Annotated in this window: 23 protein-coding genes; 11 read left to right on the forward strand and 12 right to left on the reverse strand. The window is 48.6% G+C overall.

Annotated elements, in window-relative coordinates; genetic code table 11:
* Complete coding sequence (gene mmsB / locus ICL80_RS06125; RefSeq protein ID WP_194215212.1) at nt 1-891, forward strand: 3-hydroxyisobutyrate dehydrogenase; 891 nt, start codon at nt 1-3, stop codon at nt 889-891.
* 34 nt (nt 892-925) lie between these two features.
* Here the strand turns inward: mmsB and ICL80_RS06130 are convergent, their stop codons facing one another.
* Nucleotides 926-1657 (reverse strand): response regulator transcription factor, encoded by a 732-nt coding sequence (locus ICL80_RS06130; protein WP_194215213.1) that lies wholly within the window; start codon nt 1655-1657, stop codon nt 926-928.
* A gap of 326 nt (nt 1658-1983) precedes the next feature.
* Between ICL80_RS06130 and ICL80_RS06135 the strand changes: the two genes are divergently transcribed.
* From ICL80_RS06135 to astB, 4 genes are all read left to right on the forward strand, one after another.
* Nucleotides 1984-3246: a hydrolase gene (locus tag ICL80_RS06135; protein ID WP_194215214.1), complete on the forward strand. Its 1263-nt coding sequence runs from the start codon at nt 1984-1986 to the stop codon at nt 3244-3246.
* A gap of 106 nt (nt 3247-3352) precedes the next feature.
* Complete coding sequence (locus ICL80_RS06140; RefSeq protein ID WP_194215215.1) at nt 3353-4390, forward strand: arginine N-succinyltransferase; 1038 nt, start codon at nt 3353-3355, stop codon at nt 4388-4390.
* A 10-nt stretch (nt 4391-4400) separates the two neighbouring features.
* Complete coding sequence (astD, locus tag ICL80_RS06145) at nt 4401-5879, forward strand: succinylglutamate-semialdehyde dehydrogenase (protein WP_194215216.1); 1479 nt, start codon at nt 4401-4403, stop codon at nt 5877-5879.
* Nucleotides 5879-7213, forward strand: a complete 1335-nt coding sequence (gene astB, locus ICL80_RS06150) for an N-succinylarginine dihydrolase (RefSeq protein ID WP_194215217.1) — start codon at nt 5879-5881, stop codon at nt 7211-7213. Before astD ends, astB begins: the two co-directional genes overlap by 1 nt.
* A 48-nt stretch (nt 7214-7261) precedes the next feature.
* Here the strand turns inward: astB and ICL80_RS06155 are convergent, their stop codons facing one another.
* Nucleotides 7262-7801 (reverse strand): PAS domain-containing protein, encoded by a 540-nt coding sequence (locus tag ICL80_RS06155; protein WP_194215218.1) that lies wholly within the window; start codon nt 7799-7801, stop codon nt 7262-7264.
* 173 nt (nt 7802-7974) lie between these two features.
* Here ICL80_RS06155 and msrP point away from each other — a divergent pair, with 173 nt between their 5' ends.
* Together msrP and ICL80_RS06165 are read left to right on the forward strand one after the other, a co-directional pair.
* A complete protein-coding gene (gene msrP, locus ICL80_RS06160; RefSeq protein ID WP_194215219.1) occupies nt 7975-8934 on the forward strand; it encodes a protein-methionine-sulfoxide reductase catalytic subunit MsrP in 960 nt (319 codons plus the stop codon).
* 2 nt (nt 8935-8936) lie between these two features.
* Nucleotides 8937-9596 (forward strand): protein-methionine-sulfoxide reductase heme-binding subunit MsrQ, encoded by a 660-nt coding sequence (locus tag ICL80_RS06165; protein WP_194215220.1) that lies wholly within the window; start codon nt 8937-8939, stop codon nt 9594-9596.
* Here the strand turns inward: ICL80_RS06165 and ICL80_RS06170 are convergent.
* Entirely contained in the window at nt 9580-10032 is a 453-nt protein-coding gene (locus ICL80_RS06170; RefSeq protein WP_194215221.1) for a MaoC family dehydratase, read from the reverse strand. The two genes, ICL80_RS06165 and ICL80_RS06170, sit on opposite strands and share 17 nt — an antisense overlap.
* 64 nt (nt 10033-10096) lie before the next feature.
* Here ICL80_RS06170 and ICL80_RS06175 point away from each other — a divergent pair, with 64 nt between their 5' ends.
* From ICL80_RS06175 to ICL80_RS06185, 3 genes are all read left to right on the forward strand, one after another.
* Nucleotides 10097-10459, forward strand: a complete 363-nt coding sequence (locus tag ICL80_RS06175; RefSeq protein ID WP_194215222.1) for a CidA/LrgA family protein — start codon at nt 10097-10099, stop codon at nt 10457-10459.
* On the forward strand, nt 10456-11139 hold the full coding sequence (locus ICL80_RS06180) for an LrgB family protein (RefSeq protein WP_194215223.1): 684 nt from the start codon (nt 10456-10458) through the stop codon (nt 11137-11139). The genes ICL80_RS06175 and ICL80_RS06180 overlap by 4 nt, the downstream gene beginning before the upstream one ends.
* A 161-nt stretch (nt 11140-11300) precedes the next feature.
* The gene (locus tag ICL80_RS06185) at nt 11301-11969 is read left to right on the forward strand and encodes a hypothetical protein (RefSeq protein ID WP_194215224.1); all 669 of its coding nucleotides are present in this window, start codon (nt 11301-11303) and stop codon (nt 11967-11969) included.
* Here the strand turns inward: ICL80_RS06185 and ICL80_RS06190 are convergent.
* From ICL80_RS06190 to ICL80_RS06210, 5 genes are all read right to left on the reverse strand, one after another.
* Entirely contained in the window at nt 11966-13204 is a 1239-nt protein-coding gene (locus ICL80_RS06190) for a PepSY-associated TM helix domain-containing protein (protein ID WP_194215225.1), read from the reverse strand. The genes ICL80_RS06185 and ICL80_RS06190 overlap by 4 nt on opposite strands.
* Nucleotides 13205-13298: 94 nt before the next feature.
* Nucleotides 13299-15476, reverse strand: a complete 2178-nt coding sequence (locus ICL80_RS06195) for a TonB-dependent siderophore receptor (protein ID WP_194215226.1) — start codon at nt 15474-15476, stop codon at nt 13299-13301.
* 311 nt (nt 15477-15787) lie between these two features.
* Complete coding sequence (ychF, locus tag ICL80_RS06200; protein ID WP_194215227.1) at nt 15788-16891, reverse strand: redox-regulated ATPase YchF; 1104 nt, start codon at nt 16889-16891, stop codon at nt 15788-15790.
* Nucleotides 16891-17598: an aminoacyl-tRNA hydrolase gene (pth, locus tag ICL80_RS06205; RefSeq protein WP_194215228.1), complete on the reverse strand. Its 708-nt coding sequence runs from the start codon at nt 17596-17598 to the stop codon at nt 16891-16893. The genes ychF and pth overlap by 1 nt, the downstream gene beginning before the upstream one ends.
* Before the next feature lie 50 nt (nt 17599-17648).
* Nucleotides 17649-18275, reverse strand: a complete 627-nt coding sequence (locus tag ICL80_RS06210) for a 50S ribosomal protein L25/general stress protein Ctc (RefSeq protein ID WP_194215229.1) — start codon at nt 18273-18275, stop codon at nt 17649-17651.
* 271 nt (nt 18276-18546) lie between these two features.
* Here ICL80_RS06210 and ICL80_RS06215 point away from each other — a divergent pair, with 271 nt between their 5' ends.
* Nucleotides 18547-19269: a hypothetical protein gene (locus ICL80_RS06215; RefSeq protein ID WP_194215230.1), complete on the forward strand. Its 723-nt coding sequence runs from the start codon at nt 18547-18549 to the stop codon at nt 19267-19269.
* A 99-nt stretch (nt 19270-19368) separates the two neighbouring features.
* Here ICL80_RS06215 and ICL80_RS06220 read toward each other — a convergent pair whose 3' ends face one another.
* From ICL80_RS06220 to lgt, 4 genes are all read right to left on the reverse strand, one after another.
* A complete protein-coding gene (locus ICL80_RS06220; protein WP_194215782.1) occupies nt 19369-20301 on the reverse strand; it encodes a ribose-phosphate pyrophosphokinase in 933 nt (310 codons plus the stop codon).
* A gap of 147 nt (nt 20302-20448) precedes the next feature.
* A complete protein-coding gene (pgeF, locus tag ICL80_RS06225) occupies nt 20449-21240 on the reverse strand; it encodes a peptidoglycan editing factor PgeF (RefSeq protein ID WP_228073836.1) in 792 nt (263 codons plus the stop codon).
* A 2-nt stretch (nt 21241-21242) separates the two neighbouring features.
* Nucleotides 21243-22319 (reverse strand): class I SAM-dependent methyltransferase, encoded by a 1077-nt coding sequence (locus ICL80_RS06230; protein WP_194215231.1) that lies wholly within the window; start codon nt 22317-22319, stop codon nt 21243-21245.
* Nucleotides 22316-23149 carry a prolipoprotein diacylglyceryl transferase gene (gene lgt, locus ICL80_RS06235; RefSeq protein ID WP_194215232.1) on the reverse strand — a complete coding sequence of 278 codons (834 nt, stop codon included), beginning with the start codon at nt 23147-23149 and terminating at the stop codon, nt 22316-22318. Before lgt ends, ICL80_RS06230 begins: the two co-directional genes overlap by 4 nt.
* Nucleotides 23150-23303 lie beyond the last annotated feature (154 nt).

Raw genomic sequence — 23303 nt, forward strand, 5'->3', positions numbered from 1 at the left:
ATGACAACAGTTGCATTCATCGGCCTTGGTAACATGGGCCTTCCAATGGCGAAAAACCTTTTAAAAGCAGGCATGCATGTGCAGGGCTTTGACCTTGCAGAAACTGCGCGTGCTGGCCTTGTAACAGCGGGGGGCAGTGCCTCTGCTGCTGTTGCAGATGCTGTGGTCGGTGCTGATATCGTTATCAGCATGCTGCCATCAGGTAAAATTGTAAGCGCGGTTTATGAAGGTGAGGACGGTGTTTTTGCAAACGCTGAAAAAGGCGCGCTGTTCATTGATAGTTCCACCATTGATGTGGCAACCAGCCGTGATATTTCTGCTAAAGCCAAAGAACTTGGCTTCGATATGGTGGATGCGCCCGTGTCTGGTGGTGTGGGCGGCGCAGCTGCCGGTACACTCGCTTTTATGGTGGGGGGCAGCAAGGATGCTTTCAAACGTGCTGAGCCTGTGCTTGACCCAATGGGCGCAAAAATTGTGCACTGCGGTGATAGTGGTACAGGGCAGGCGGCAAAAGCCTGCAATAACATGCTGCTTGCCATTTCCATGATTGGTGTATCAGAGGCCTTCAACCTTGGCCGGTCGCTTGGGCTTGATGATCAGGTGTTTTTTGATGTGGCTTCTAATGCGTCTGGCCAGTGCTGGTCGCTGACAACCTATTGCCCTGTACCGGGGCCCGTGCCAACGTCGCCGGCTAACAACGATTATAAACCGGGTTTTGCAACAGCTCTGATGCTGAAAGACTTAAATCTAGCTATGGCAGCAGCGGGTGAAACAGCAACAGATACACCGCTTGGTAAGCTTAGCCGCGATATTTATACCGCAATGGATAGTGCAGGCCACGGCGGTACAGATTTTTCAGGCGTGATAAACTATCTCGCTAAAGGCAAATAAGTTTGGTGCCAGTTTTAGGGTGGGCTTTCCTGCCCTAAAACCGCATGACTGCAGATTGCTGCTGTCTTTCTGGCCTTGCCATATAGCTGTCACTTGACGCGATATTATGGCCAGATGCCCCGTAGCGTATAACCGCCTGTGTTCGGTTTGAAACACCCATGACCTTGAATATAGCGTGCATATGCGCTTTTACCGTGCCTTCTGCAATTCTGAGGCGGGCGGCTATTTCTTTGTTTGGCAGGCCAGCGGCAGCCATGGCCAGAATTTGTTTCTGGCGGTAAGAAAGCTTTGTTAGATCAATCGATGGTTCATGGGCATCAATATTTTTCCGAAAGCGCGAAAATTCAGTGTTGATTGATTGCTGGATGCCAGTGCCAACGGTGGTGGGTGCTTTTGCTTGAAACGCATCTGCTGGCAAATGCAGGGCTTTCCTGATTGCCGCGATCAATTCTGGTACGGCTGCACTGCGCGGTAGCACAGTGGTGCCCAAAAACCGGAAAGCCGTATCACCCGGTGCATTTGTTATCACCAGTATGCTAACACCAGGGTAAAGCCTGCGGATCAGTTTTATCCAGTCGCTGGCTGGGTTTTTCATGCTGTCAGCATGCAGTACAATTAGTGATACATCTGTATAACTTGCTGTTTTCGAGAGAAAGTCCTGCTCGGTGCCAATTTCAATAATGTCAGTAAAGCGCCCTGCAAGGGCCACAACTTCTCTAACTGAAAGGCGGTATAGCTCTTCCCCGTCTATTATAAGTGCTTTCATTGTATCCTCTTTTGCTGTCGCGCTAATCGGCTGACGGGCTGGCAGGATGTAAAACTGAAAACAGCTTCCTGCTGTGCTTTATGGCGTTTATGGCTTGCCCGCCAGAGATGGGAAAGCCTGTTCCCCAGAACTTTCCCACTGAAACCATAGCAAAAACGGGATGAATACTGAGGCTTATTAGATGAAGTGAGTAAAAATTGCGATAAAGCGAGCAAAGTCTCGTAAATGCTAAATTTTGGCCCGAAATACATAGCAGGCAAATTACAGATAGTGTTATGGTGCCGACCTTGTAATTCTTTAGTCAGGTTAAAAATCAGGTTTCTTTAATGTCCAGTATTGTAAATGCCTTTTCCAACAAAGATGCTTGCGCAGCGGCGCTAGAGCAGGTCAGCGAACGCCAGTTAGAAATGGTTGCGCTTGTTGAGGCATGGTCAAAAATAAACAGCGGTAGCCGTAATTTGGTGGGCCTTGACACGATGGAAGCCGAAATTGTGAAAGCCTTTGAGCCGCTAGGCGCTGAAGTGGCTTATATACAGCTGCCTGACGGTGAAATGGTGAATGCCAAGGGTCAGGTTGAGACCATGAAAAACGGTAGATGTATCCGTATTTTCAAGCGGCCAACGGCGAACAGAAAAGTACTGCTTACAGGCCATACAGATACGGTTTTTGCCGTCGATCACCCTTTTCAGGCCCCCAAATATCTGGATGATATTACCCTGAATGGCCCTGGTGTGGCTGATATGAAGGGCGGTATTATTGTGATGTTGAATGCTCTAAAGGCGTTTGAAGAAACGCCAGACGCTGCAAGTGTGGGCTGGGAAGTGCTGTTGTCGCCCGACGAGGAAACCGGCTCTCTTGCTTCGGGTGCTATACTCGCTGAGCGGGCTAAAACTGCTGATATTGGCCTTACATACGAACCAGCACTTGCGGACGGCACCCTTGCTGGTGCGCGCAAAGGCAGTGGTAATTATACGGTTGTGGTGCAGGGCAAGGCGGCGCATGCAGGCCGCGAATTTCATGTGGGCCGTAATGCTGTTGTCGCTTTATCTCAGATTGTAGGTGAACTTGCGTCACTTACAGGCGGCAGGCCAGAGCTAACCGTTAACCCTGCTGTTGTTCAGGGCGGGGTTGCAGCAAATGTGGTGCCTGATATGGCATGGTGCCGGTTTAATGTACGTCTCAAAGAACCTGAAGATGCGATCTGGTTTGAAAATAAGGTACAGAATATTATCGACAAAGCAAATGCCGTTGAGGGTTATAGCGTGATGTTGCACGGCGGTATTAACCGACCGCCTAAAGCGCTTACACCGGCGAATTTGCTGTTGATGGAAAAAATTAAACTATGCGGCGCTGATCTGGGTATTGATGTAAACTATGTGCCAACAGGTGGGTGCTGCGAAGGAAATAACCTTGCTGCAGCAGGGTTGCCAAATGTTGATACACTCGGCGTTAGGGGCGGTAAAATTCATTCGGCAGAAGAATTTGCCCTTATTGACAGTTTTTCAGAACGTGCCAAATTATCGGCGCTCATTCTGATGGCTTTTGCAAATGGTCTTTTGGATGACGTTGTAAAAGCAAAGGCCCATTGAGGCCAAAGGCAACCGGGGCCCTGAAGAGTTGCCCGGACGTCTGGACCAAACGAAGATGCAACATAGATAAAAATCTTGTTTGGTCCCGAAAATAAGGAAAAATCACATGTTTGTGGTTCGACCCTCACGAATGAATGATCTGGACGGGTTACAGGCTCTCGCTCAGAAAACAGGAATAGGTTTCACATCACTGCCTGATGATCGCCCTACACTTAAAAAGAAACTTCAAGCGTCGATCGAAGCGTTTGAAAGTGACGGCGATACAGCAACCAGCAACAGCTATCTTCTGATGATGGAAGATACCAAGACAGGTAAGATAGTCGGCACTGCCGCTATCATTGTCGGTGTGGGTTTAGAGCGCCCTTTTTATAATTACCGTTTACTGCGTCAAACGCAGGTTTGTTATGATCCGCCAACACGGGTTGATACAGAACTTTTGCACCTCGCAAATGATTTTTCGCTGGATACAGAGGTTGCGACCCTGTTTCTGGATCCTGATTACAGGCGCGACAACCTTGGTAAGCTGCTTGCCAAAGCACGCTATATGTTTATTGCATCACATCCTGAACGCTTTACTGACCGTGTGTTTGCAGAAATGCGCGGCTGGGTGGATGAAAATAATAATTCCCCCTTTTGGGAGGCTATTGGTCGTCATTTCTTTGGGATGGACTTTAAAACGGCTGATGAAATAAATGGCATGGGCAACAGCCAGTTTATTGCTGATCTTATGCCTAAGTTCCCCATTTATACAGCCTTACTGCCTGAGGCGGCACAAGAAGTTATTGGCCGCCCGCAAGATGCAGCACGCCCAGCTTATCGCTTGCTTGAAAAAGAAGGTTTCCGCTATACAGGCGCGGTTGATATTTTTGATGCTGGCCCCGTGCTGGAGGTTGATAAAAGCCTGATCTGGACAGCGAGAAACAGCATCGAGGCAACTCTTGGCGGTACAGTTGACGGGGTGACAGAAAACCCGGCTTACCTTATCGCGAACCCTGACCTTAAAAATTTCCGTGTCACAATGGCGCATGTTGTTGATGGTTCAAGGGGTGTTTGGCTATGCAGCGATGCAGCCCAAGCCTTGGACCTGAAAGAAGGAGATGCCCTTCTGTATGCACCAATTGAAAAAGCACGTATAGCCGAATAGGGGTTTAAAAATGACACATTATATAAATGGTAACTGGCAGCAAGGCGCTGGCCAGACCTTCAAATCGTTTGATCCTTCAAACGGGTCTGAAATATGGACAGGTAGTGAAGCAACGGCAGCGCAGGTAAACGAAGCTGTGCTGGCGGCAGAAAGTGCCTTTGAAACATGGGGGTTCACGCCTCTTGATGAGCGGCTTGCCATTATTCGGCGCTATGCAGAGCTTCTGGTGGAAAAACGCCCGGAACTGGCAGAGCTTATCGCCCGTGAGGCCGGTAAAACATTGTGGGATGCAACCGGTGAAGCAACCGCAATGGCTGGCAAAATCGAGATATCGATCAAAGCACACACTGAGCGCACGGGCGAGCGCGAGGCTGTTAACGGGCTTATAAAATCACGGCTTTCTCACAGGCCACACGGTGTAATGGCGGTTTTTGGGCCGTATAATTTCCCCGGCCATTTGCCAAACGGGCATATTGTACCGGCGCTTATTGCCGGTAACACTGTGGTGTTTAAGCCAAGCGAGATAACGCCAGCCGTTGCTGACTATATGGTAAAAGTGTGGGCAGAGGCTGGTCTGCCTAAAGGTGTGCTGAACCTTGTACAGGGTGGGCGCGATACAGGCGCGGCACTTTTGGCGGCAGAGGGTATTAACGGCCTTCTGTTTACCGGTAGTGCTAAAACCGGGCTTTTCATGGCACGCACTCTGCTAGAACGACCGCAGGTTATTCAGGCACTTGAAATGGGCGGTAATAACCCGCTTATTGTTGCTGAGGTGGAAGACAAAACCGCAGCAGCGGTTATGACCATTCTTTCAGCTTTTGTAAGCTCTGGTCAGCGTTGCACATGTGCTAGGAGGCTCATTGTGCCGACAGGTGCTGAAGGTGATGCTTTTGTTGAAGCTTTAAAAGTAGCAATGGCAAAAATTACAGTGGGCGCATGGGATGATGCCGAGCAAAGCTTTATGGGACCGGTTGTTAGCAAGCATGCTGCTGGTGTGGTGCTGGCCGCTCAGAAAAACCTTATTGATAACGGTGCTGAGGCGCTGGTGCCTGTTACGCAGTTAGCGCGCGGTGATGCTTTCCTGTCGCCAGGTTTGCTTGATGTAACCCATACGAAAGACCGGCCAGATGAAGAAGTGTTTGGCCCTATGTTACAGCTTATTCGGGTGCCAGATTTTGCGGCGGCTATCAAGGAAGCTAATAATACCAAGTATGGTTTGGCCTCTGGGCTTATTTCCGATTCTACAGAGCTGTATAACCAGTTTTTCCCGCGTGCGAAGGCAGGCATTGTGAACTGGAACCAGCAGTTAACGGGTGCAGCCTCCACGGCACCGTTTGGTGGTATAGGTTGGTCGGGCAACCACCGGCCAAGCGCTTATTATGCAGCTGATTACTGCGCCCATGCTGTTGCAACCATGGAGCAGGCAGAAGGCAAGGTCGCTGTTGCTGCCATGCCGATTGGCTTAAAGCTTGACGGTGAGGGTGCATAATGTGGCAGGAAGTAAACTTTGACGGCCTTGTTGGCCCTGTTCATAATTATGCTGGGCTTTCATACGGTAATGTGGCGTCTGCCAGTAATAAGGGGCTGGTTGCCAACCCGCTTGAGGGCGTGCTTGAAGGTCTTGAAAAAGCACGTTTTTTAAGCGGTCTTGGTATGGTGCAGGGGGTTTTGCCCCCGCATGACCGGCCTCATATCAGTACGCTGCGCAAGCACGGGTTTAGCGGTTCTGACGCTGAAATATTAGCGGCGGCATGGCGGGAAAACCCGGCCCTTATCAGGAATGTGACATCAGCCTCCACCATGTGGACAGCAAATGCAGCGACAGTTTCGCCCAGTCCTGATACGGCAGATGGCCGTGTGCATTTTACGCCTGCCAATTTGGCAGCCATGTATCACCGTTCTATTGAGGCACCAACAACGGCTAGAATACTGCAAGCCATGTTCCCGGAAGGGCAGAATTTTGCCCACCATGCGCCGCTTGAAGGTGGCACGCACATGGGCGACGAGGGTGCTGCAAACCATAACCGTTTTTGCGCTGAATACGGTGAGGTGGGTGTTGCGCTTTATGTTTATGGGCGCGGCGCTTTTGAAAATGCGGCAGAATTGAAGTTCCCAGGTAGGCAAACCCGCGAGGCAAGCGCCGCTGTTGCCCGCCAGCATGCGACAGCACCAGAGAAAACCCTTTTTGCACGGCAAAGCAGCAGGGCAATTAATACGGGCGCTTTCCATAATGATGTGGTGGCCGTTTCAAACCGCAATAGCTTTTTCTATCATGAGCATGCCTTTGATAGCCCTGATGCACTTGAGGCTGATATTCAAAACGCAATGGGCGATGTGGAAATGCAGTTTGTGCGGGTGCTGGAAAGCGAAGTGCCGCTTGCTGACGCTGTAAAGTCGTACCTTTTTAACAGCCAGCTTTTAAGTGTGCCAAACAGAAAAGGCATGACCCTTATATTACCGCGAGAGGTTGAGGAAACTGCATCTACAAAGGCATATGTGGAGGGGCTTGTTTCATCTGGTGGGCCTATAGGGCAGGCTGAAATACTGGATGTGCGGCAAAGCATGCGTAATGGAGGCGGGCCAGCGTGCCTTAGGCTTCGTGTTGTGTTAAGTGACGAGGAACTGGCCGCAATGGGCGCTAATAGCCTTCTTGATGACACGCTATATGAAACACTGAAGGTCTGGGCGAAAAAATATTACCGTGACCGGTTGATGCCAGAGGACCTTGGTGATGTAAAACTGATGGAGGAATCGTTTTTTGCTATGGACGAGCTGACACAAATTTTGCGTCTTGGTAGTGTGTTCGACTTTCAGCGCGGGTAACGTTCAATGTAACGTATTTATGGGCCGGGTGTTTTATCCCGGCCTTTTTTATATGTCGCTAACTGACCCAAGCTGGGTGACAATGTCGTTATCTGTAATACCGTTACGGTGATAATGATCTGCGGTTTCTCGTGGTAAAGAACTGTATTTCACAACACCAATAAAATAGCGCGGCTCATTGTTTTTATCCAGTAAAGGCAAGTGAATGGCGCGTTGAAGTCGCAGGGACCCTGATGGCAGTTGAAAAGGGTGTTCCAAATACCCAGCAGAGGCACTTTCTGAAAGGCTGGTGAAATAATTACTGTAAGTTTGCTGCAAGGCAGCGTAGCTTGTCTGGAGAATATTTTCACCGGTTGTTTCCCGGTCCAAGTATTCCCTAAGACTAGTTCCTGCAACGCGGGTTACAATGCAGTTCTGGTCAAGACGTTCATAAAGGAATACGGTTCTAAGGAACTTACCTAATTTTATAGGGTTAAAGCTATCCTTTCTTGGGCACTGTATAGAATCAGTTTTTGGCAAATTATTCCAAATACCTACAAGTGTAGATGCTTCTTCACAGAAATGTATGCTTTTATTAAATTCTACCATTGCTAGACTGTATTTCAAAAAAAATAAACTTCAATCATTTTTATTAAATAAAATTTAACTATATTTTTAAGTAACTTTCTTTTTTTGATCACGAAAATGGTAACAAGACGTTACTGGACCTTGGAAAATAAGGCGCTATTCTAAGCTGCATATTGTTGCAGGAGATATATAGTATGCTGATAAAACACCGTGAAAACTGGCATGCCAGTGAAAATGAAGTGACATCAGAACAGCATTATCTGAATCGCAGGCATTTTATACGCTCTGCGACGGGGGGTGTTTTAGCTGCAACGGCACTGGGTGTCAGCCAGACTGTATTTGCAAGGGAAAACCGGACCCTTCAGCCACTGACTTACAGCAAAACAGCTTACAATCCGGGCGAAGACTTAACACCGGAAGATGCCATCACAAGCTATAATAATTTTTACGAGTTTGGGCTGGATAAAAGCAATCCCTCTGAAAATGCCTGGCGGCTTGAGCCAAAGCCATGGAGTGTTAAAGTCTCTGGCATGGTGGATGCGCCGGGTGATTATGCCTTTGAAGACCTTATTGATATGAAGGCACTTGAGGAACGTATTTACAGGCTGCGCTGCGTTGAGGGTTGGTCCATGGTTGTTCCGTGGATAGGGGTTCCGCTTGCAAGTGTTTTGAAAAAGCTTGGGCCACAATCTGGTGCTAAGTATGTTGCGTTTGAGACACTTGCTGATCGTGACCAAATGCCGGGTATTAGGTACCCTGTACTAGACTGGCCGTATGTTGAAGGATTAACGCTACCTGAGGCCATGAATGAATTGGCTTTCATCGCGGTTGGCCTGTACGGTAAGGAAATCCCGAATCAGAACGGTGCACCGCTAAGGCTTGTCGTGCCTTGGAAATATGGTTTTAAGTCAATAAAGTCGATTGTTAGTATTAAATTAACAGACCGGAAACCAGCAACAAGCTGGAATAAATCCGCCAGTAACGAATATGGGTTTTACTCGAACGTAAACCCTGAGGTAGACCACCCACGCTGGAGCCAGGCAAGAGAAAGGCGCATTGGTGAGTTTAGCCGCCGTAAAACCTTGATGTTTAACGGGTACGGCGAACAAGTGGCGCACCTTTATACTGGGCTAGATTTGGAAAAGAACTTCTAGGTATGGCGCTTTTTAGTCAGAAAAACCTGCGGCGTTACGGTAAGCCGTTTGTGTTTGCCCTGTTTTTAATTCCAGCTGTATGGCTCATTTATAATTGGGTGCAAGCTTATGCCGGTGCGCCGCACGACCTTGGGTTTAACCCGCAGGAAACGTCTAACCGCTTCACGGGGGATTGGGCCTTGCGGATACTACTTTTGTCTCTTGCTCTGACGCCGCTATCCCTGCTTACCGGGTCGCCGCGCTGGATATTATTTCGCCGCATGACCGGGTTATTTGCATTCTTTTATGTGTGCCTACATATCACCAGTTATATATGGCTTGATATGCAGTTTGACTGGTCTGAGCTGTGGACCGATGTTGTAAAACGTATTTATATTACAGTTGGCTTTACGGCGCTGTTATGCCTGTTGCCGCTTGCTATAACCAGCACGGCGGGGTGGGTAAGGCGGCTTGGGGCTAAGCGCTGGCAAAAACTGCACAAGCTTGTGTATGCTGTGGGGGTTCTTGCGGTTATTCATTTTATTATGATGCGCAAGGGTTTTCAGTTTGAACCCCTTATATACGGTGCAGTGCTCGCTGGCTTAATGGTCTTTCGCTTGCCTATGGTAAAGAGCTGGCTACGGCGTCGCACCCAGCAAAAGCCTATTAACGCGGGCGTTTAGCAACCATATAGTTTGACGTTACTTCCATCAACTTTTCACCCTTGTCGTTGAAAACAGTGGTGTGGTCTTTGACAAGGCCTAGTTCGGGGCGCGATTTACTATCCCGCTTTTCAAGTAGTTTTGCCGTTGCAGAGAGTGTATCCCCCGGGAAAACAGGTTTTAACCACCTTAAATTGTCAATGCCGGGAGACCCCAGCCCTGCAAGGCCTTCGTCTGCCATTCTGTCCACCATCATACGCATTAACATGGCAGATGTGTGCCAGCCACTGGCGCAAAGCCCCCCAAAAACAGATTTTTTGGCAAGCTCTTCATCTGTGTGAAAATACTGTGGGTCATACTTTTGGGCAAACTCTATCACCTCTTCTTTTGTGACTTTGTATGACCCAAAAGTAACTTCTCGGCCAACTTCTAAATCTTCAAAAAAAAGCTTGTACATAAATGGTAACCCTGATTGTTGTGTTATACAGTTTGGCTCATAGAAGAATATAGGGTGTTTTAGAGTGAAAGCGATAGGCGGCATCATTATTTTTATCGTTCTTGTTGGCTTTGCCTCGTGGGTAATAGAGCTGTCTTCAGTACCCGTTATGCCGTCTATTGCCGTGATGGTTGGGTTGCTTGTTTTTTTACGTATCTATGGCCGTGTGCCAGCTCTTTTAGATGCGGGGGCAAACAGCCTGTTCAGGCTATTTCCGCTTTTGTTCATTCCCCCTGTTGTTATGGTTGTAGCGGTAAAAGATTTGCTGCTGACAAATATGGCGGCGCTTTTGTTTGCTGTTACAGCCAGTTGTCTGCTGGGCCTTGCTACCTCGGCTTTTATATACAGGCTGTTTGCCCGCAGGCAAAAAGGCAAGGTGGTAAAATGACGGCGTTTTACTGGTTTGCGGCGACACTGTTTCTTTATGCTGTTGCTGACATACTGTACCAGAAATCGGGGCATAAGGCATTTTTGCACCCAGTTTTTATACCGGTTTTTGTGCTGGTATCGGTTTTTTGTATTTTCAATATGCCGCTCGAACCATTTGTGGCGGGAACCTATGTTTTTACTATTTTGCTGGCTGCTGCTGTAGCGGCGCTTGCGCTGCCCCTGTACCGCAATCTTTCTGCTCTCAAGCGTGATCCTGCGGCTATTTTGGCTGCAATTGCTGGCGGTTCCATCAGTAGCACGGGCAGCGCGTTGGTGGTCGCCTATTTCCTGCATGCCCCGCCCGAACTTATGGCCAGCCTTGCGACAAAATCTGTCACCACGCCGATAGCGGTAGAAATTGTCAGGGTTATTGGCGGTATACCGTCTGTTGCAGCGGCTACAGTTATTATTGCGGGTCTATTTGTTGCTGTTTTCGGGCCGGGGTTTTTGCGATTGCTGGGTGTTGATGATGACCTGAGTATGGGGCTTGCGCTCGGCACTGTTGGCCACGGGCTTGGTATGGCGGAAAGTGTTCGTAGAAGTGACCTGATGGGGGCTGCCGCGGCATTTTCCATGGCCTCAAATGGGCTTGTAACAGCTCTCATGTTACCCATTTTATGGCCGTACCTAATAAATTAAGAGAGAAATTCAAGTAATTCTTATAGTAAAGTTTTTATTAATTTTGCTTTGCTGTTAATATATTGAAAACTATTGATGATTTATACTTGCATAATTACACCTATAGCGATGGGGCGAGTGTAAAATATTTGACGGGTGCATATTAGGCTGTTGGGTATTATTTGAGTACACGTGTGATGGTACGAGTAAAAGATGGTCGGTCGCTGTTGGGGGGGTTATCCCTTATCGTTGCAGGTATTGTCCTGAGCGCGATGTCGTACCTATATTTTGAGCAAGCATATACGGGCTCTGGTATTCTACGTGCGCGCTGGCTCTGGGAAATTATCCTTAATTTGCAGATTTTCTGCCTAGCCACTATGTGGTTTTGTTATCTGGAGCGTATCAACGGCCCTGACCCTATTGTTGCGGTGCAAATGCGAATGCGCCTTGCCCTTAGCTTATTTGCGGTTCTTGTGCCCACATGGATTGCGCTTCTTAGTGCATATTTGGGTTGGTTTTATGTGCTGCCGGGTAAAAACACCATAGATGCTTTATTGGGAACGATGGTTGTGTTCTGGACATTTGCCTCACTTATGCCACGGCTTTGGAAACGGAGGAGAGGCGCTGATGATAAGCGCGTGAGACTTATACTGCGCCGCAAGTTTCATATAGCATGGTCATTACCTCTGATCGGTGCAGGGGCTGTCATTATTATTGATTTGATAAGGCGTGAAAATACGAGCTACTTATGGCTGCCTTTTTTACTCTATACGCAGGCAGCGGTTCCTTACATTAGGAGCGGCCTTGTAACCGTTTCAGCAGAAGAAGAATACAGCACTGAAAACGATTAAGGCGTTTTTCTTTTTTTCAGGTTTCTCGCTTTTCGTTTTTTAAGCCAGATAATAACACCTGTAACGGAAAGCATAGCGATAACCAGCCCCATACCTGAAATAAGAATACGGCCCGGCAACCCAAGGATGCGCCCTGAGTGTACAGGGAACTGAGCCTGTACAAAAATATCTGCTGCGGTGCCTTTCCACGGCTCAAAACTGCCCAGTTCACGACCATCTGAACTGTCAAAATACAAGGCCTTGTGGCCTACACCACCTGCGCCGTGGCCGTCCTCAGGGTTAGAAAACTCTATCCTGTATATGCCAAAGTTCCGAGCGTAAAATATGCTTGATGCAGGCTCCTGCCAGCCATGCGTACCAGCCTGTTCCTTTGCCTTTGCAATAATAGCAGCTTTACTGATAAGCGGCGTAATATACTGGTTATCAGCCGTTGGTATGCGGCTATCATAAGGCGAGGGCGTGACATCAGAAACCAGTGTCATAACCGGGTAAAAAACTTCCCGGTAAAGATTAAGGGAAAAGGCAGTGAAGGCGACAACAAATAAAAGGCCCCATGTCCACAGGCTGAAAGCCCGGTGCAGGTCAAAATTCAGCTTGTAGCCGCCAGCGCGCCAGCGTATCAGCCATGCAGGCTTCCAGCGCTGCCACCATGATTTTAGTGACTGTGCCGCAGGCTTTTTTCGCTGCCTTCGGGGGAGTGTCAGGATAAATCCGCTAAAGCAGTCCAGTGTCCAAAGCAAGGCTATGATGCCAAGCAGCCACACGCCCCACCTGTCTATCCCCCACATTTCGGGGATATGTAAACTATAATGCAGTACATAGAGAAAGGAGACAAAGTTTTCTGTGGTGATTGGCCACACGGTGCCCCAATATCGGGTTCCCAGTTCTTTTTTGCTTACTGGGTCTATAAATATCTGGTTGAAATGTGCGGGGTAAAGCTCACCTGTTTCCGGGTTGGTTTTAGGCGCAACAAATAGTTCGAGTGCATGGCCTTTTTCCGTGATCAGCGGGGCATAAAGCACTTCCATTTCGGGGTACTTTTGTTCAATAGATTGTATTATTTCAAGAACAGGGTGCGGTGTACCCTGTGTTTGTGTCTCAACCAGATGCGGGTTTAGCCATGCATCAAGTTCGTGATCCCATGAAATAATAGCGCCGGTCAGCCCTGTTACAAACAGGAAGGCGGCTATTGTTAAGCCAACCCAGCGATGCAGATACACAAAAATTGTACGCATGTTTTAGTCTACTTATTAAATGGCCCATATGGTAAAATGGATGGCTTATAATTCTTGTCGAATAAAGCCATCCACTTGCCCCCGTTGTGCAGCCTTAGAATTTATACTGGGCTTTTACGCTAAAGCTGCGTGGTTCGCCGTAAGCAAGCTGGCTATAAAAACCAATTTGGCTGTAATAGGTTTTATCAAACAGGTTTTCCACATTCGCTTGCAGGGAAATCTGCTCGTTAACCTCAAAGCGCGCCATCAGGTTTGCTAAAATATAGCCTTCCTGCTCAAGCCGGTCAGGTGCAGCTGTTAGGGGGTTTGTAGCATTAGTATAGTTGCTCCCTTCCCAGTTAATGCCGCCGCCTACTGTTAGCCTGTCTAGCTCACCCGGCAGGGTATAAGTGCTAAACAGTTTAAATATTTTGCGGGGGTGCGATGTGTTTACAGCATCACCGTTTGCGTCCTCAGCTTTAAACTGGGTATAGCCCATGCTCATGTTCAAACCGGGTAGAATTTCACCCACAACCTCAAGCTCGAAGCCTTTACTTTTGGTGCCTTGGGCAGCGCGCGATGCTTCAAATATAGTGCCGGGGATCAGGTAGCCGGTGTCGGGCTGCGCCAGATTATCCTGCTCGATAAGGAACAAGGTTGCTGTTGTGTGCAGGGCATCATCTAGGAAGGTGCTTTTCAAACCAACCTCATAGCTTTTCCCCGTGAGAGGCGGCAGAAAGTCACCATTTCGGTCGCGGCTGTTTTGGGGTTCGAAAATTTCTGTATAGCTTGCATAAACAGTGTGGTTTTCAGCGAGTGTATAAAGCGCCCCAGCGTAAGGGATAAACACGCCGCTATCACCGTAATCACGCACGGTGCCGTATAGCTGGCCTTTTTGCTGCCATTCTGAAAGACGCCCTCCTACAACCAGTTTCAACGCATCGCTGACATTCAGGCGTGTGGCCGCGTAAAAGCCGGTTTGCGTGGTATCATAATCACCGTCAACAGCGCCGGTGGCTGCAAATGTTGGTTCAGGGTATGAGCCGTCCCACGTGTTAAAGTTACCGATTGGTGCTATGTCTGTAGCCGCAAAAGTGAGTGCTTCTGAATGCTGCTTGCTATGCAGGCCACCAAAAACCAGTTCGTGACTGCGCCCAAACAGATTGACGGTGCCGGTAAGCTGAAAATCAATACTGTTTTGTTTGCTACTTGTTTTAGCCCGGTAAGGGGAGGCCCCAAGGCCAAGGCCGGTATCTATGTCTGGCGTGCCGTAAAGATACAGCAGTTTCAGGTCAGCGGATGTTTCATTCCGGTTCAGGTTCAGTTTTGCCTGCCAGCCACCAGCAAAATCATAAATCAGGCTTGCAAAATAATTTTCAGTTTTTGATGCCCAGAAAGACCAGTCAGGCGCTATCGTTTTTGTGCGGTCCCAATCTGTTCTGGTACCGTCGCTGTGCCATGTGGGTAGGCCGCCCCATGTTGAGCCTTTTGGGTTATTATCTTGGTAGCTTGCGCCAGCACGGATAAGGAAATGATCTGTAACGTCGGCTTCCAGTACACCGTATAGAACAGTTTTTTCATTGCTGCCCCAGTCACGGAAAGAATCGCCGTCGCGGTATTTAGCAACAACACGTCCGCGAATAGAGCCATCCTTATTCAGCGGCGTGCTGACATCGGCTGTTATGCCGTATGTATCCCAGCTACCGGCATCAACCGCAATGCTGCCTTTAAATTCGCGGCTGCTAGCTTGTTTTCTCACCAAATTGATCGAAGCAGAGGGGTCGCCAGCGCCAGTTAGCAGGCCAGTCGCGCCGCGCACAATTTCAATGCGCTCATAAAGGGCTGTATCAACCTGTGTTTCGCCAGAATCACCGCCAGGGCTCCACGCCAAAGGCACACCGTCAAGCTGGTAGTTCTGAATGGCAAAACCGCGTGCTGAAAAGCCAAAGCGGGAACTATCATATTCCTTTGCAGAAACACCAACAGCGTTCATCACAATATCGGTTAAGGAGTTAAGGTTTTGGTCTTCAATACGCTGAAATGTCATTACAGATACGGATTGCGGTGTTTCCTGCAACGATAAACCAAGGCCTGTTGCCGAATCCAGCCTGTCGTTTGTTGTATATGAACCGGTGACGATAATCTCTTCCATATCGTCTGCTGTTTTTGTACTGGCTGCCTGAGCAATCTGAGGTGTTACAGCGCTTAAGGCACATGATGTAACAAGGCCTAGCAGAATACGGTTTTTTCTGTAGGTTGAAGGCGTCAGGTACTGATAACAACTGGAAGGCATGATGAAATTCCCTTTACACTAATGTGCACTCATGGTGGTAATTCACACTGAATGCTTATATGCAATTAATAATGATTATTAATATTAGAAAAGGCTTATTGCATATTGTTCTTAACAAGGCAAGGGGGGCGTAAAAGACTTTTTTGAAAAGATTTTTTATTTAAATGTAAATAAAAACAAAAGGTTACCTGAGGTATTGCTGAATGGGTTGTTTTTGATTAAGCGTAAATACTTGTGTAGCGGGCAAAAAAATACCGCCTGAATAGCTATATAAAGCTAGAAGATCAGGCGGTAAAATATTCTTTTAGAGATTAGTTAGCAAACCGGAAGTGCAGAACGTCGCCGTCTACTACCAGATATTCTTTGCCTTCCAGACGCATCTTGCCTGCATCTTTCGCCCCTTGCTCACCGCCTAAGGTTACATACTCATTGTAGGCAATGGTTTCAGCGCGGATAAAGCCTTTTTCAAAGTCAGTATGGATCACCCCTGCGGCTTGCGGTGCCTTGGTGCCTTTGGTGATTGTCCATGCACGGGCTTCTTTGGGGCCAACAGTGAAATAGGTGATTAGTTCCAAAAGGTCGTAGCCTGCGCGAATAACGCGGGCGAGGCCAGTTTGGCCAAGGCCAAGAGTTTCTAAAAACTCGGCTTTCTCTGCATCATTATCAAGCTGTGCAATTTCTGATTCGACCGCCGCAGAAATAATAACACATCCAGCACCTTGTTTGGCCGCCATCTCAGCAACAGCTGTAGAAAACGCGTTGCCTTCAGCGGCGCTATCTTCATCCACGTTGCAGATATAAAGGATAGGCTTGCCGGTTAACAGTTGCATGCCTTGCAGAACCTTTGCTTCTTCTTCGTCTTTAACATCCACTATCCGCGCAGGTTTGCCGTCTTTCAATAGTGGTATGATCTTGTCGATCAGGGCCATAATAGCAATGGCTTCCTTGTCGCCGCCGCGCACCCGGCGCCCAAGACCGTGGATACGGCCCTCTAGGCTTTCAAGGTCTGCAAGCATCAGCTCTACTTCAATGGTTTCTGCGTCAGATACTGGGTCAACGCGGCCATCAACATGGGTGATGTCATCGTCTTCAAAACAGCGTAGCACATGGCAAATGGCGTCAGTTTCGCGGATATTGGCAAGGAATTGGTTACCGAGGCCTTCGCCCTTAGAGGCACCGCGAACAAGGCCCGCAATATCAACAAAGGAAAGCTGTGTGGGGATAATTTCCTTTGAGCCAGCAATTTTAGCAAGTTTGAACAGGCGTTCATCAGGCACTGGTACTTGGCCAACGTTTGGCTCAATCGTGCAAAAGGGGTAGTTGGCCGCCGCCGCGCTTGCTGTGTTCGTAAGCGCGTTAAACAGGGTTGATTTACCCACATTTGGCAATCCGACAATGCCGCATTTAAAACCCATTATGTATCTCCGTTTTTGAGAGCGCGCAGTGCATCAGCAAGCGGCCCTTCATCAGATTGCTTTTTAAACTGATCCGCCTTTTTTACAGGGGAAGTGGTCACGACCGTTTCCGGTTTTAAGGTGCCAGAGCTTGGTCGCTGTGGCTGCATTACAAGTGCCAGTTGGCTCATATAGCGCGGGTAGTCATTTTCTGCCAGATAGCGAGCTTCTGATGCTAAAGCAGACAGTATTTTTTCCAGCTCGGGCATTTCTGCTTTTGCAAAATCCCCCAGCACATGACCATGTACACGGGCTTTGTCACCCGGGTGGCCAATGCCTATGCGAACACGGGTGAAATCAGGGCCAATATGGCTGGTGATAGACCGTATGCCATTATGGCCAGCAGCACCGCCGCCAACCTTTACCTTCACCTTGCCAAATGCCAAGTCAAGCTCATCATAGAAAACCACAACATCAGCAGGGGTAAGCTTGAAAAAGCGCATAGCCTCGCCAACAGCCCGGCCACTTTCGTTCATGAAGGTTTGGGGCTTAATGGCAACGATTTTTGTGCCAGAGAGTGTGCCCTCGCATGTTAGGGCCTGCCAGCGGCTTCGGTCTGGCGAAAAATTATGGCGGCGAACGATTTCATTCACCGCCATAAAACCAACATTGTGACGGTGGTTTTCATATTTGCTGCCGGGATTACCTAACCCTACAAATAGCAGCATGAAAAACCCCTTCAGTTATGAGTATAACTGGCATACCCATAAGTTGCTGTTTATTCTGTGTCTTCTTCGTCTTCGTCAGAATCTGCTTCAGCATTTTCTGTAGACTTGAGGCCAGACGGTGCAACAATCGCGCAGATTGTGAAATCGCGGTCAGTGATTGTTGGTTTTGCGCCTTTTGGCAGTGTTACGTCAGAAATTTTAATGGCGTCACCGATATCAAGTTTCGCAACTGATACTTCGATAAATTCTGGAATAGCATCTGCCTGTACTTCAAGCTCGATCTCGTGACGGGTATGGTTGATAACACCGCCGCGTTTCAGGCCAGTTGATTTCTCTTCGCCTGTTACATGCACTGGTACAGCCATAATCACTGTAGCACCTTTGCCAAGACGCAAGAAGTCGATGTGCATTGGTACGTCAGAAACAGGGTGTAGTTGCAGATCGCGTGGTAGAACAGATGTTTTCTTGCCGCTCACTTTGATTTCAAATGTATGAGACATGAAACCGCCACGGTTCAAGAGACGAACCACTTCGTTCAGACGAATTTTTACTGATTCTGGCTCTTTTTTGTCGCCGTATATAACGGCAGGTACAAAGCCCGAACGACGTGTTGCGCGAGAGGCTCCCTTGCCAACCCGATCACGTGGTTCCGCTTCGATGGTGATGACTTTTGCCATTCACTTTCTCCAAACTATATTCAGTAGCCGGACCATCCGGTTACTGACCGTCACTTCCTCCAGGGATGCAAGGACGGGTTTTCCTGAAAAGGCAATCCTTCCCAAGTGCGCGCGATTTAGCGTGAATCCCGCAGAATTGCAAGCATATTGACACTTTAATTTAAAAAGTTAGCCTGTTATTAACGAGTTTTAGTAAAAGATAGCCATAATTCAGGCAGGTTTAGTCATGGCGGCTAGGGCCAGGATATTATTTTGTATTGAGTATTTTGTTATGCGGCTACTGTATTTTACACTTTTTTGTTTGTGCTTCTTATCCGTCGGGTCGAAGGCTTCCTACGCATTAGATGCCGGGCAACTTGTACAGAAACCAGCGCCTGTTCGGCTTTATGTTCACGGTGAAAGTGACGAGGCGAAACAGCAGCCAGATGGTTCTTTTACAGGGCCTGTGGTTGATGTGTTTAAATGCAGTATGGCAGCGCTTCATATGTCTTATTCAATTAATGCCGTAACCATGAACCGAAAAGAATGGGTGGAGGAAGCCGGCGGTCTTGATCTTTGGTTCCCGCTGTTTGATGACGGCGCACCCGGCAAAAAAGAGAAGTTGGTGCCATTAGGCGAAATAATTATTTATTGGTTTATTCGGCCTGAAATTACCTTGGATCCCATTACAGACGATTTTAAGAAAACGGTGAAAGTAACAGCATTTCCAAAATCTGCTCCAGAGGGATACCTCAAAGATAATGGCTATCGCTATGTCCTCAGTACTGACGATGAAAACCACATGATGCTCTGGCTTCTGGAGGGGCGAATTGATGCGATTTTGGCGCCTGACTTTATACATTTGCTGAAACCTGGCGCACGCGCTATTGCAGAAAGCCTGCGCCGCACGGTATATGCGCGTTACAAAACCGGGTTTGAAGTAACACCAGCTTATCAAGCCAAAAATCCAGCGTTTAAGGCGGCCTTCAGCAAGGCGGTTGAGGGGTGCCGGTAAAGGTTTTGTCTGGGATACACAGCATTATCTGCTTATAAGTCTGGCTATAAAAAAGCCCCGCTAAGAAGCAGGGCTTTTGGGTATTATGTCGTTGCTGCTTTAATCAAACAGGCTTGAAACACTTGTTTCATGAGCAATGCGGTTCATTGCCTCTGCCAGAAGCGGTGCCACAGTAACAACTCTCACCTTTTTGCTGGTGTTCACACCGGCTGTTGGTCTGATGCTGTCTGTGATAATCACTTCATCAAGGCCGCTCGCCGCAATGCGGTCAATAGCAGGGCCAGAGAGAACACCGTGCGCAACATACGCTGAAACAGATTTTGCACCAGCGCTTAGCAAAGCTTGGGCTGCATTACAAAGGGTACCGGCGCTGTCGACAATATCATCAACCAGCACGCAGTTTGTGCCTTCTACTTCACCCACAATGTGCATCACCTCAGAAACACCGGCGCGTTCGCGGCGTTTATCAATGATCGCAATCGGCGAATCCATTCGTTTAGCATAGGCGCGTGCCCGAACCACACCGCCAACATCGGGCGATACGATTGTTGTAGGGCGGCCTGCATATTTTTCTTTCATATCACGCACCAGCACAGGCATGGCATAGAGATTATCTGTCGGGATATCAAAGAAGCCCTGAATTTGGCCTGCGTGTAGGTCAATTGTCAGAACCCTGTCAGCGCCTGCTGTTGTGATCAGGTTGGCAACCAGCTTTGCTGAAATTGGTGTGCGGGGGCCGGGTTTACGGTCCTGCCTAGCATAACCGAAATACGGAATAACTGCTGTAATACGCCGTGCTGAAGCCCGTCTTAGGGCATCAATACAAACAAGCAGCTCCATCATGTGGTCGTTTGCTGGGTAACTTGTCGGCTGCACAAGGAAAACATCCTCACCGCGAACGTTTTCCAGAATTTCAATAAATACTTCCTGATCTGAAAAGCGCTTTATAGACGCTTTCGCGAGCGGGATATTAAGATAAGCGGCGATTGCTTCCGCTAGTTCCGGGTTCGAGTTCCCGGTTAAAATCTTCATGCCCATCAAATGGCCTCCACGGTGATGAAGATTGACCAATATTGCCGGACCTTTAACAGTGCAAAGCCACTGTGTAAAGCCGCACGGGCAAAATGTTTCAAATAAGTTGCTGGATTATGTAAAATACAGGACAAGGGCACCGGTATTTTAAGCCGGTATCATAATGGCGGAAAGTTGCCGGCCATAGTCTGGTTCGCCCCTATGGGTGGTGCGTCTGTAAGAAAAGTGATCCAGGCTTTTATAGGTGTCAGTGCCGGCACTCCAGACAGATGTAAGACCACTTTTCCCAAGTTGCGTGCAAACAAAGCCGGGCAGGTCAAACTGGTAATGGTCTGGGTTTGTGCCAGCGATGAAAAAAGAATCGTTATCAGGGTCTGTATCTGTGAAAACGGTTTTGAAATCACTGCCTACTTCATAGCTTTGCTGGTGGATAGTAGGGCCAACAGCTGCATGGATTCGGTCCCTGCTTGCGCCCAAGGCCTCCATCGCAGCAATGGTGTTTTCCAGAATACCCGCAAGAGCGCCTTTCCAGCCAGCATGAGCTGCACCAATAACGCCTGCATCAGAATCAATGAATAATACCGGGGTGCAGTCTGCGGTTAAAATGCCAAGAACAACCCCGGTTTGTTTGGTAACAAGGGCATCAGCTCTGGGCCTGTTATCCGGGTCTACTTCCCAGTCATCTGTAAGGGTTAGAACATCTGCACTGTGGATTTGGTACAGGGTTGCAAGTGGCGGCGGGCGTTTGCCGTTTGTTAGATATTGCAAGGCGATTCGCCTGTTGGCAGCAATGTTTTCCGGTAGGTCATCAGACCCCGTGCCGCAGTTAAGGCTTGCGTATATGCCGCTTGATATACCGCCTTTGCTTGGAAAAAAAGCATGGGGCAGTTGAATGTAGGGCGACTTGATCAGCCCTTTCATCATGGGTGCATTTTTCATTTTTAAAATCCCGCCGGTGGTGCAAGCTTTTTATCCTGCAAGGCTAACACTTTAAAAAGTGTACCCATTTCTTCACCGGCTGTCAGGCGTTTTAATTCAGACAAAATGCGTGATTGCCCTTCTTCTGACCCAATATGGTCTGAAAGCTGTTGGGCGCGAGCGCCGATTCCCAGCGCCATTAGGAACATGCCTTGGGCGGCAGGACCGTATGATACAGCGCCCTTTGATGTGGCTGCCTTTGCAAGTTGATCGAACGCAACATGGGCGGTAATATCGGCGGTGCCTGGCTCTAAAAGCGGGCTGATAAATGTATGTTCTTTAAGGGCTTGGAATGTATCGCCGTGGGCACTTTTCCTATAGCCATAATCAATAATAAGCGCTGCACCGCCGTTTTTATCCAGCCGTTCAGCAATGTCGCCAGCGATAGAAAGCGCGCTGGGGCAGACCTCTAGAATACTCCCTTCAGCACCTGATTGCCTTAATGTTTCCTCAGTCAGCGCCAGCTTGGGTGTGGGCGGCGTAAGCACAAGGGTGAAGTCCTCTCCCTCTGCATTTATGCGGCGCTCCAGCCAGTTGCCTTGGAACTTTTCAAATTGATGAATGGGCAGGGCGTCGAAGAATTCGTTCGCCACAATCAGGCTTGGGCCGTCTGGCACCTGTGCCAGCGTATCGTGCCAGTGTGCAAAGGGCACCAGCTCTGCTTGCAGCTTTCTAAGCTGCTCGCTTGCTTCAACAAAATGAACGGTAAGGGCAGACTGAAAGCCTTCAACCGCAGCTGTGGCGCGTAGCATGTCAGACATTAATGTGCCGCGCCCCGGCCCTAGTTCTATAAGCTGTACACCGTCAGGTTTACCCATTTTATACCAGCGGTCAGCAAGCCAAAGGCCGAGCATTTCGCCGTACATCTGGCTAACTTCAGGCGCGGTTATGAAATCACCGTCTGCCCCAAAAACTGTTTCTTTCTGGTAATACCCATGCTCTGGGTGCATCAGGCACTCGGCCATATAGTCTGCAATAGTCATGGGGCCTGATGTGGCAATGCGCTCGATCATTAGCTTTTTAAGGGCGTTTTCTGTCATGGTTTTTTCGCTTTCTTTGCCTTGTGCTGAAAGCCTTTTGAGATAAGCCAAAGCGCTAGTAGGAACATGGGAACAGAAAGCATCTGTCCGCGTGATATGCCAGAGGTTAGCCCAAGCTGTGCGTCTGGTTCCCTTACAAATTCCACCAAGATGCGCACCAAGCCGTAGCCTGCAATAAAGAGGCCTGCTAGAACACCCGGCATATCTTTTGCGACACGGGTTTTATGGTACAAAAGCTGTAGAATAAGAAAAAGAATCAGCCCCTCGCCAAGCGCTTCGTAAAGCTGGCTTGGGTGTCGGGGCACCTGCAGGGGGTCGCTTGGGAATATCATTGCCCAGCTTACATCTGTTGGCCGGCCCCATAACTCGCCGTTTATAAAGTTGGCAATGCGCCCTGCAAAAAGCCCAACCGGGGCGACAATCGCCATCAGGTCAGAAACCCGCATCAGTTCGAGCCCGTGCTTGCGGCAAAACAGAATAACCGCAACAACCACACCTGCGAACCCGCCGTGGAAAGACATGCCGCCATCCCACAGGCGAAATATGGCAAGAGGGTCGTTCATATAGGCAGGCAAATTATAAAACAGCACATACCCAATGCGGCCGCCAATAATGACGGCAAGCACTGCCCATGTTACAAAATCATCCACGTGACTCTCTGACATGGCAGCACCGGGTTTTCTGGATAAGGTGCGAATATACCACCAGCCAAACATGATACCGCCAATGTAGGCAAGGCTATACCAGCGGATTGCCACAGGGCCGATTGCAAAAATAATTGGATCAATCTGGGGGTATGTCAGCACGCTAGCGGCGAAAAGTTCCTGCATATTTGTATGTCCTATGAATTTTCTGCATCATGCGGGGTAAGGCTCAGGTGTCAAGTATTCATACAGGAATATGTCGCTCTTGTGGTGGTGCACGCCGCCATTGCAATTTTGTATTTATTGCCCCATATGTGATTTGTAGACATGAAGGGAAGAT

The sequence above is a fragment of the Kordiimonas pumila genome (assembly GCF_015240255.1).
Lineage (GTDB): Bacteria > Pseudomonadota > Alphaproteobacteria > Sphingomonadales > Kordiimonadaceae > Kordiimonas > Kordiimonas pumila.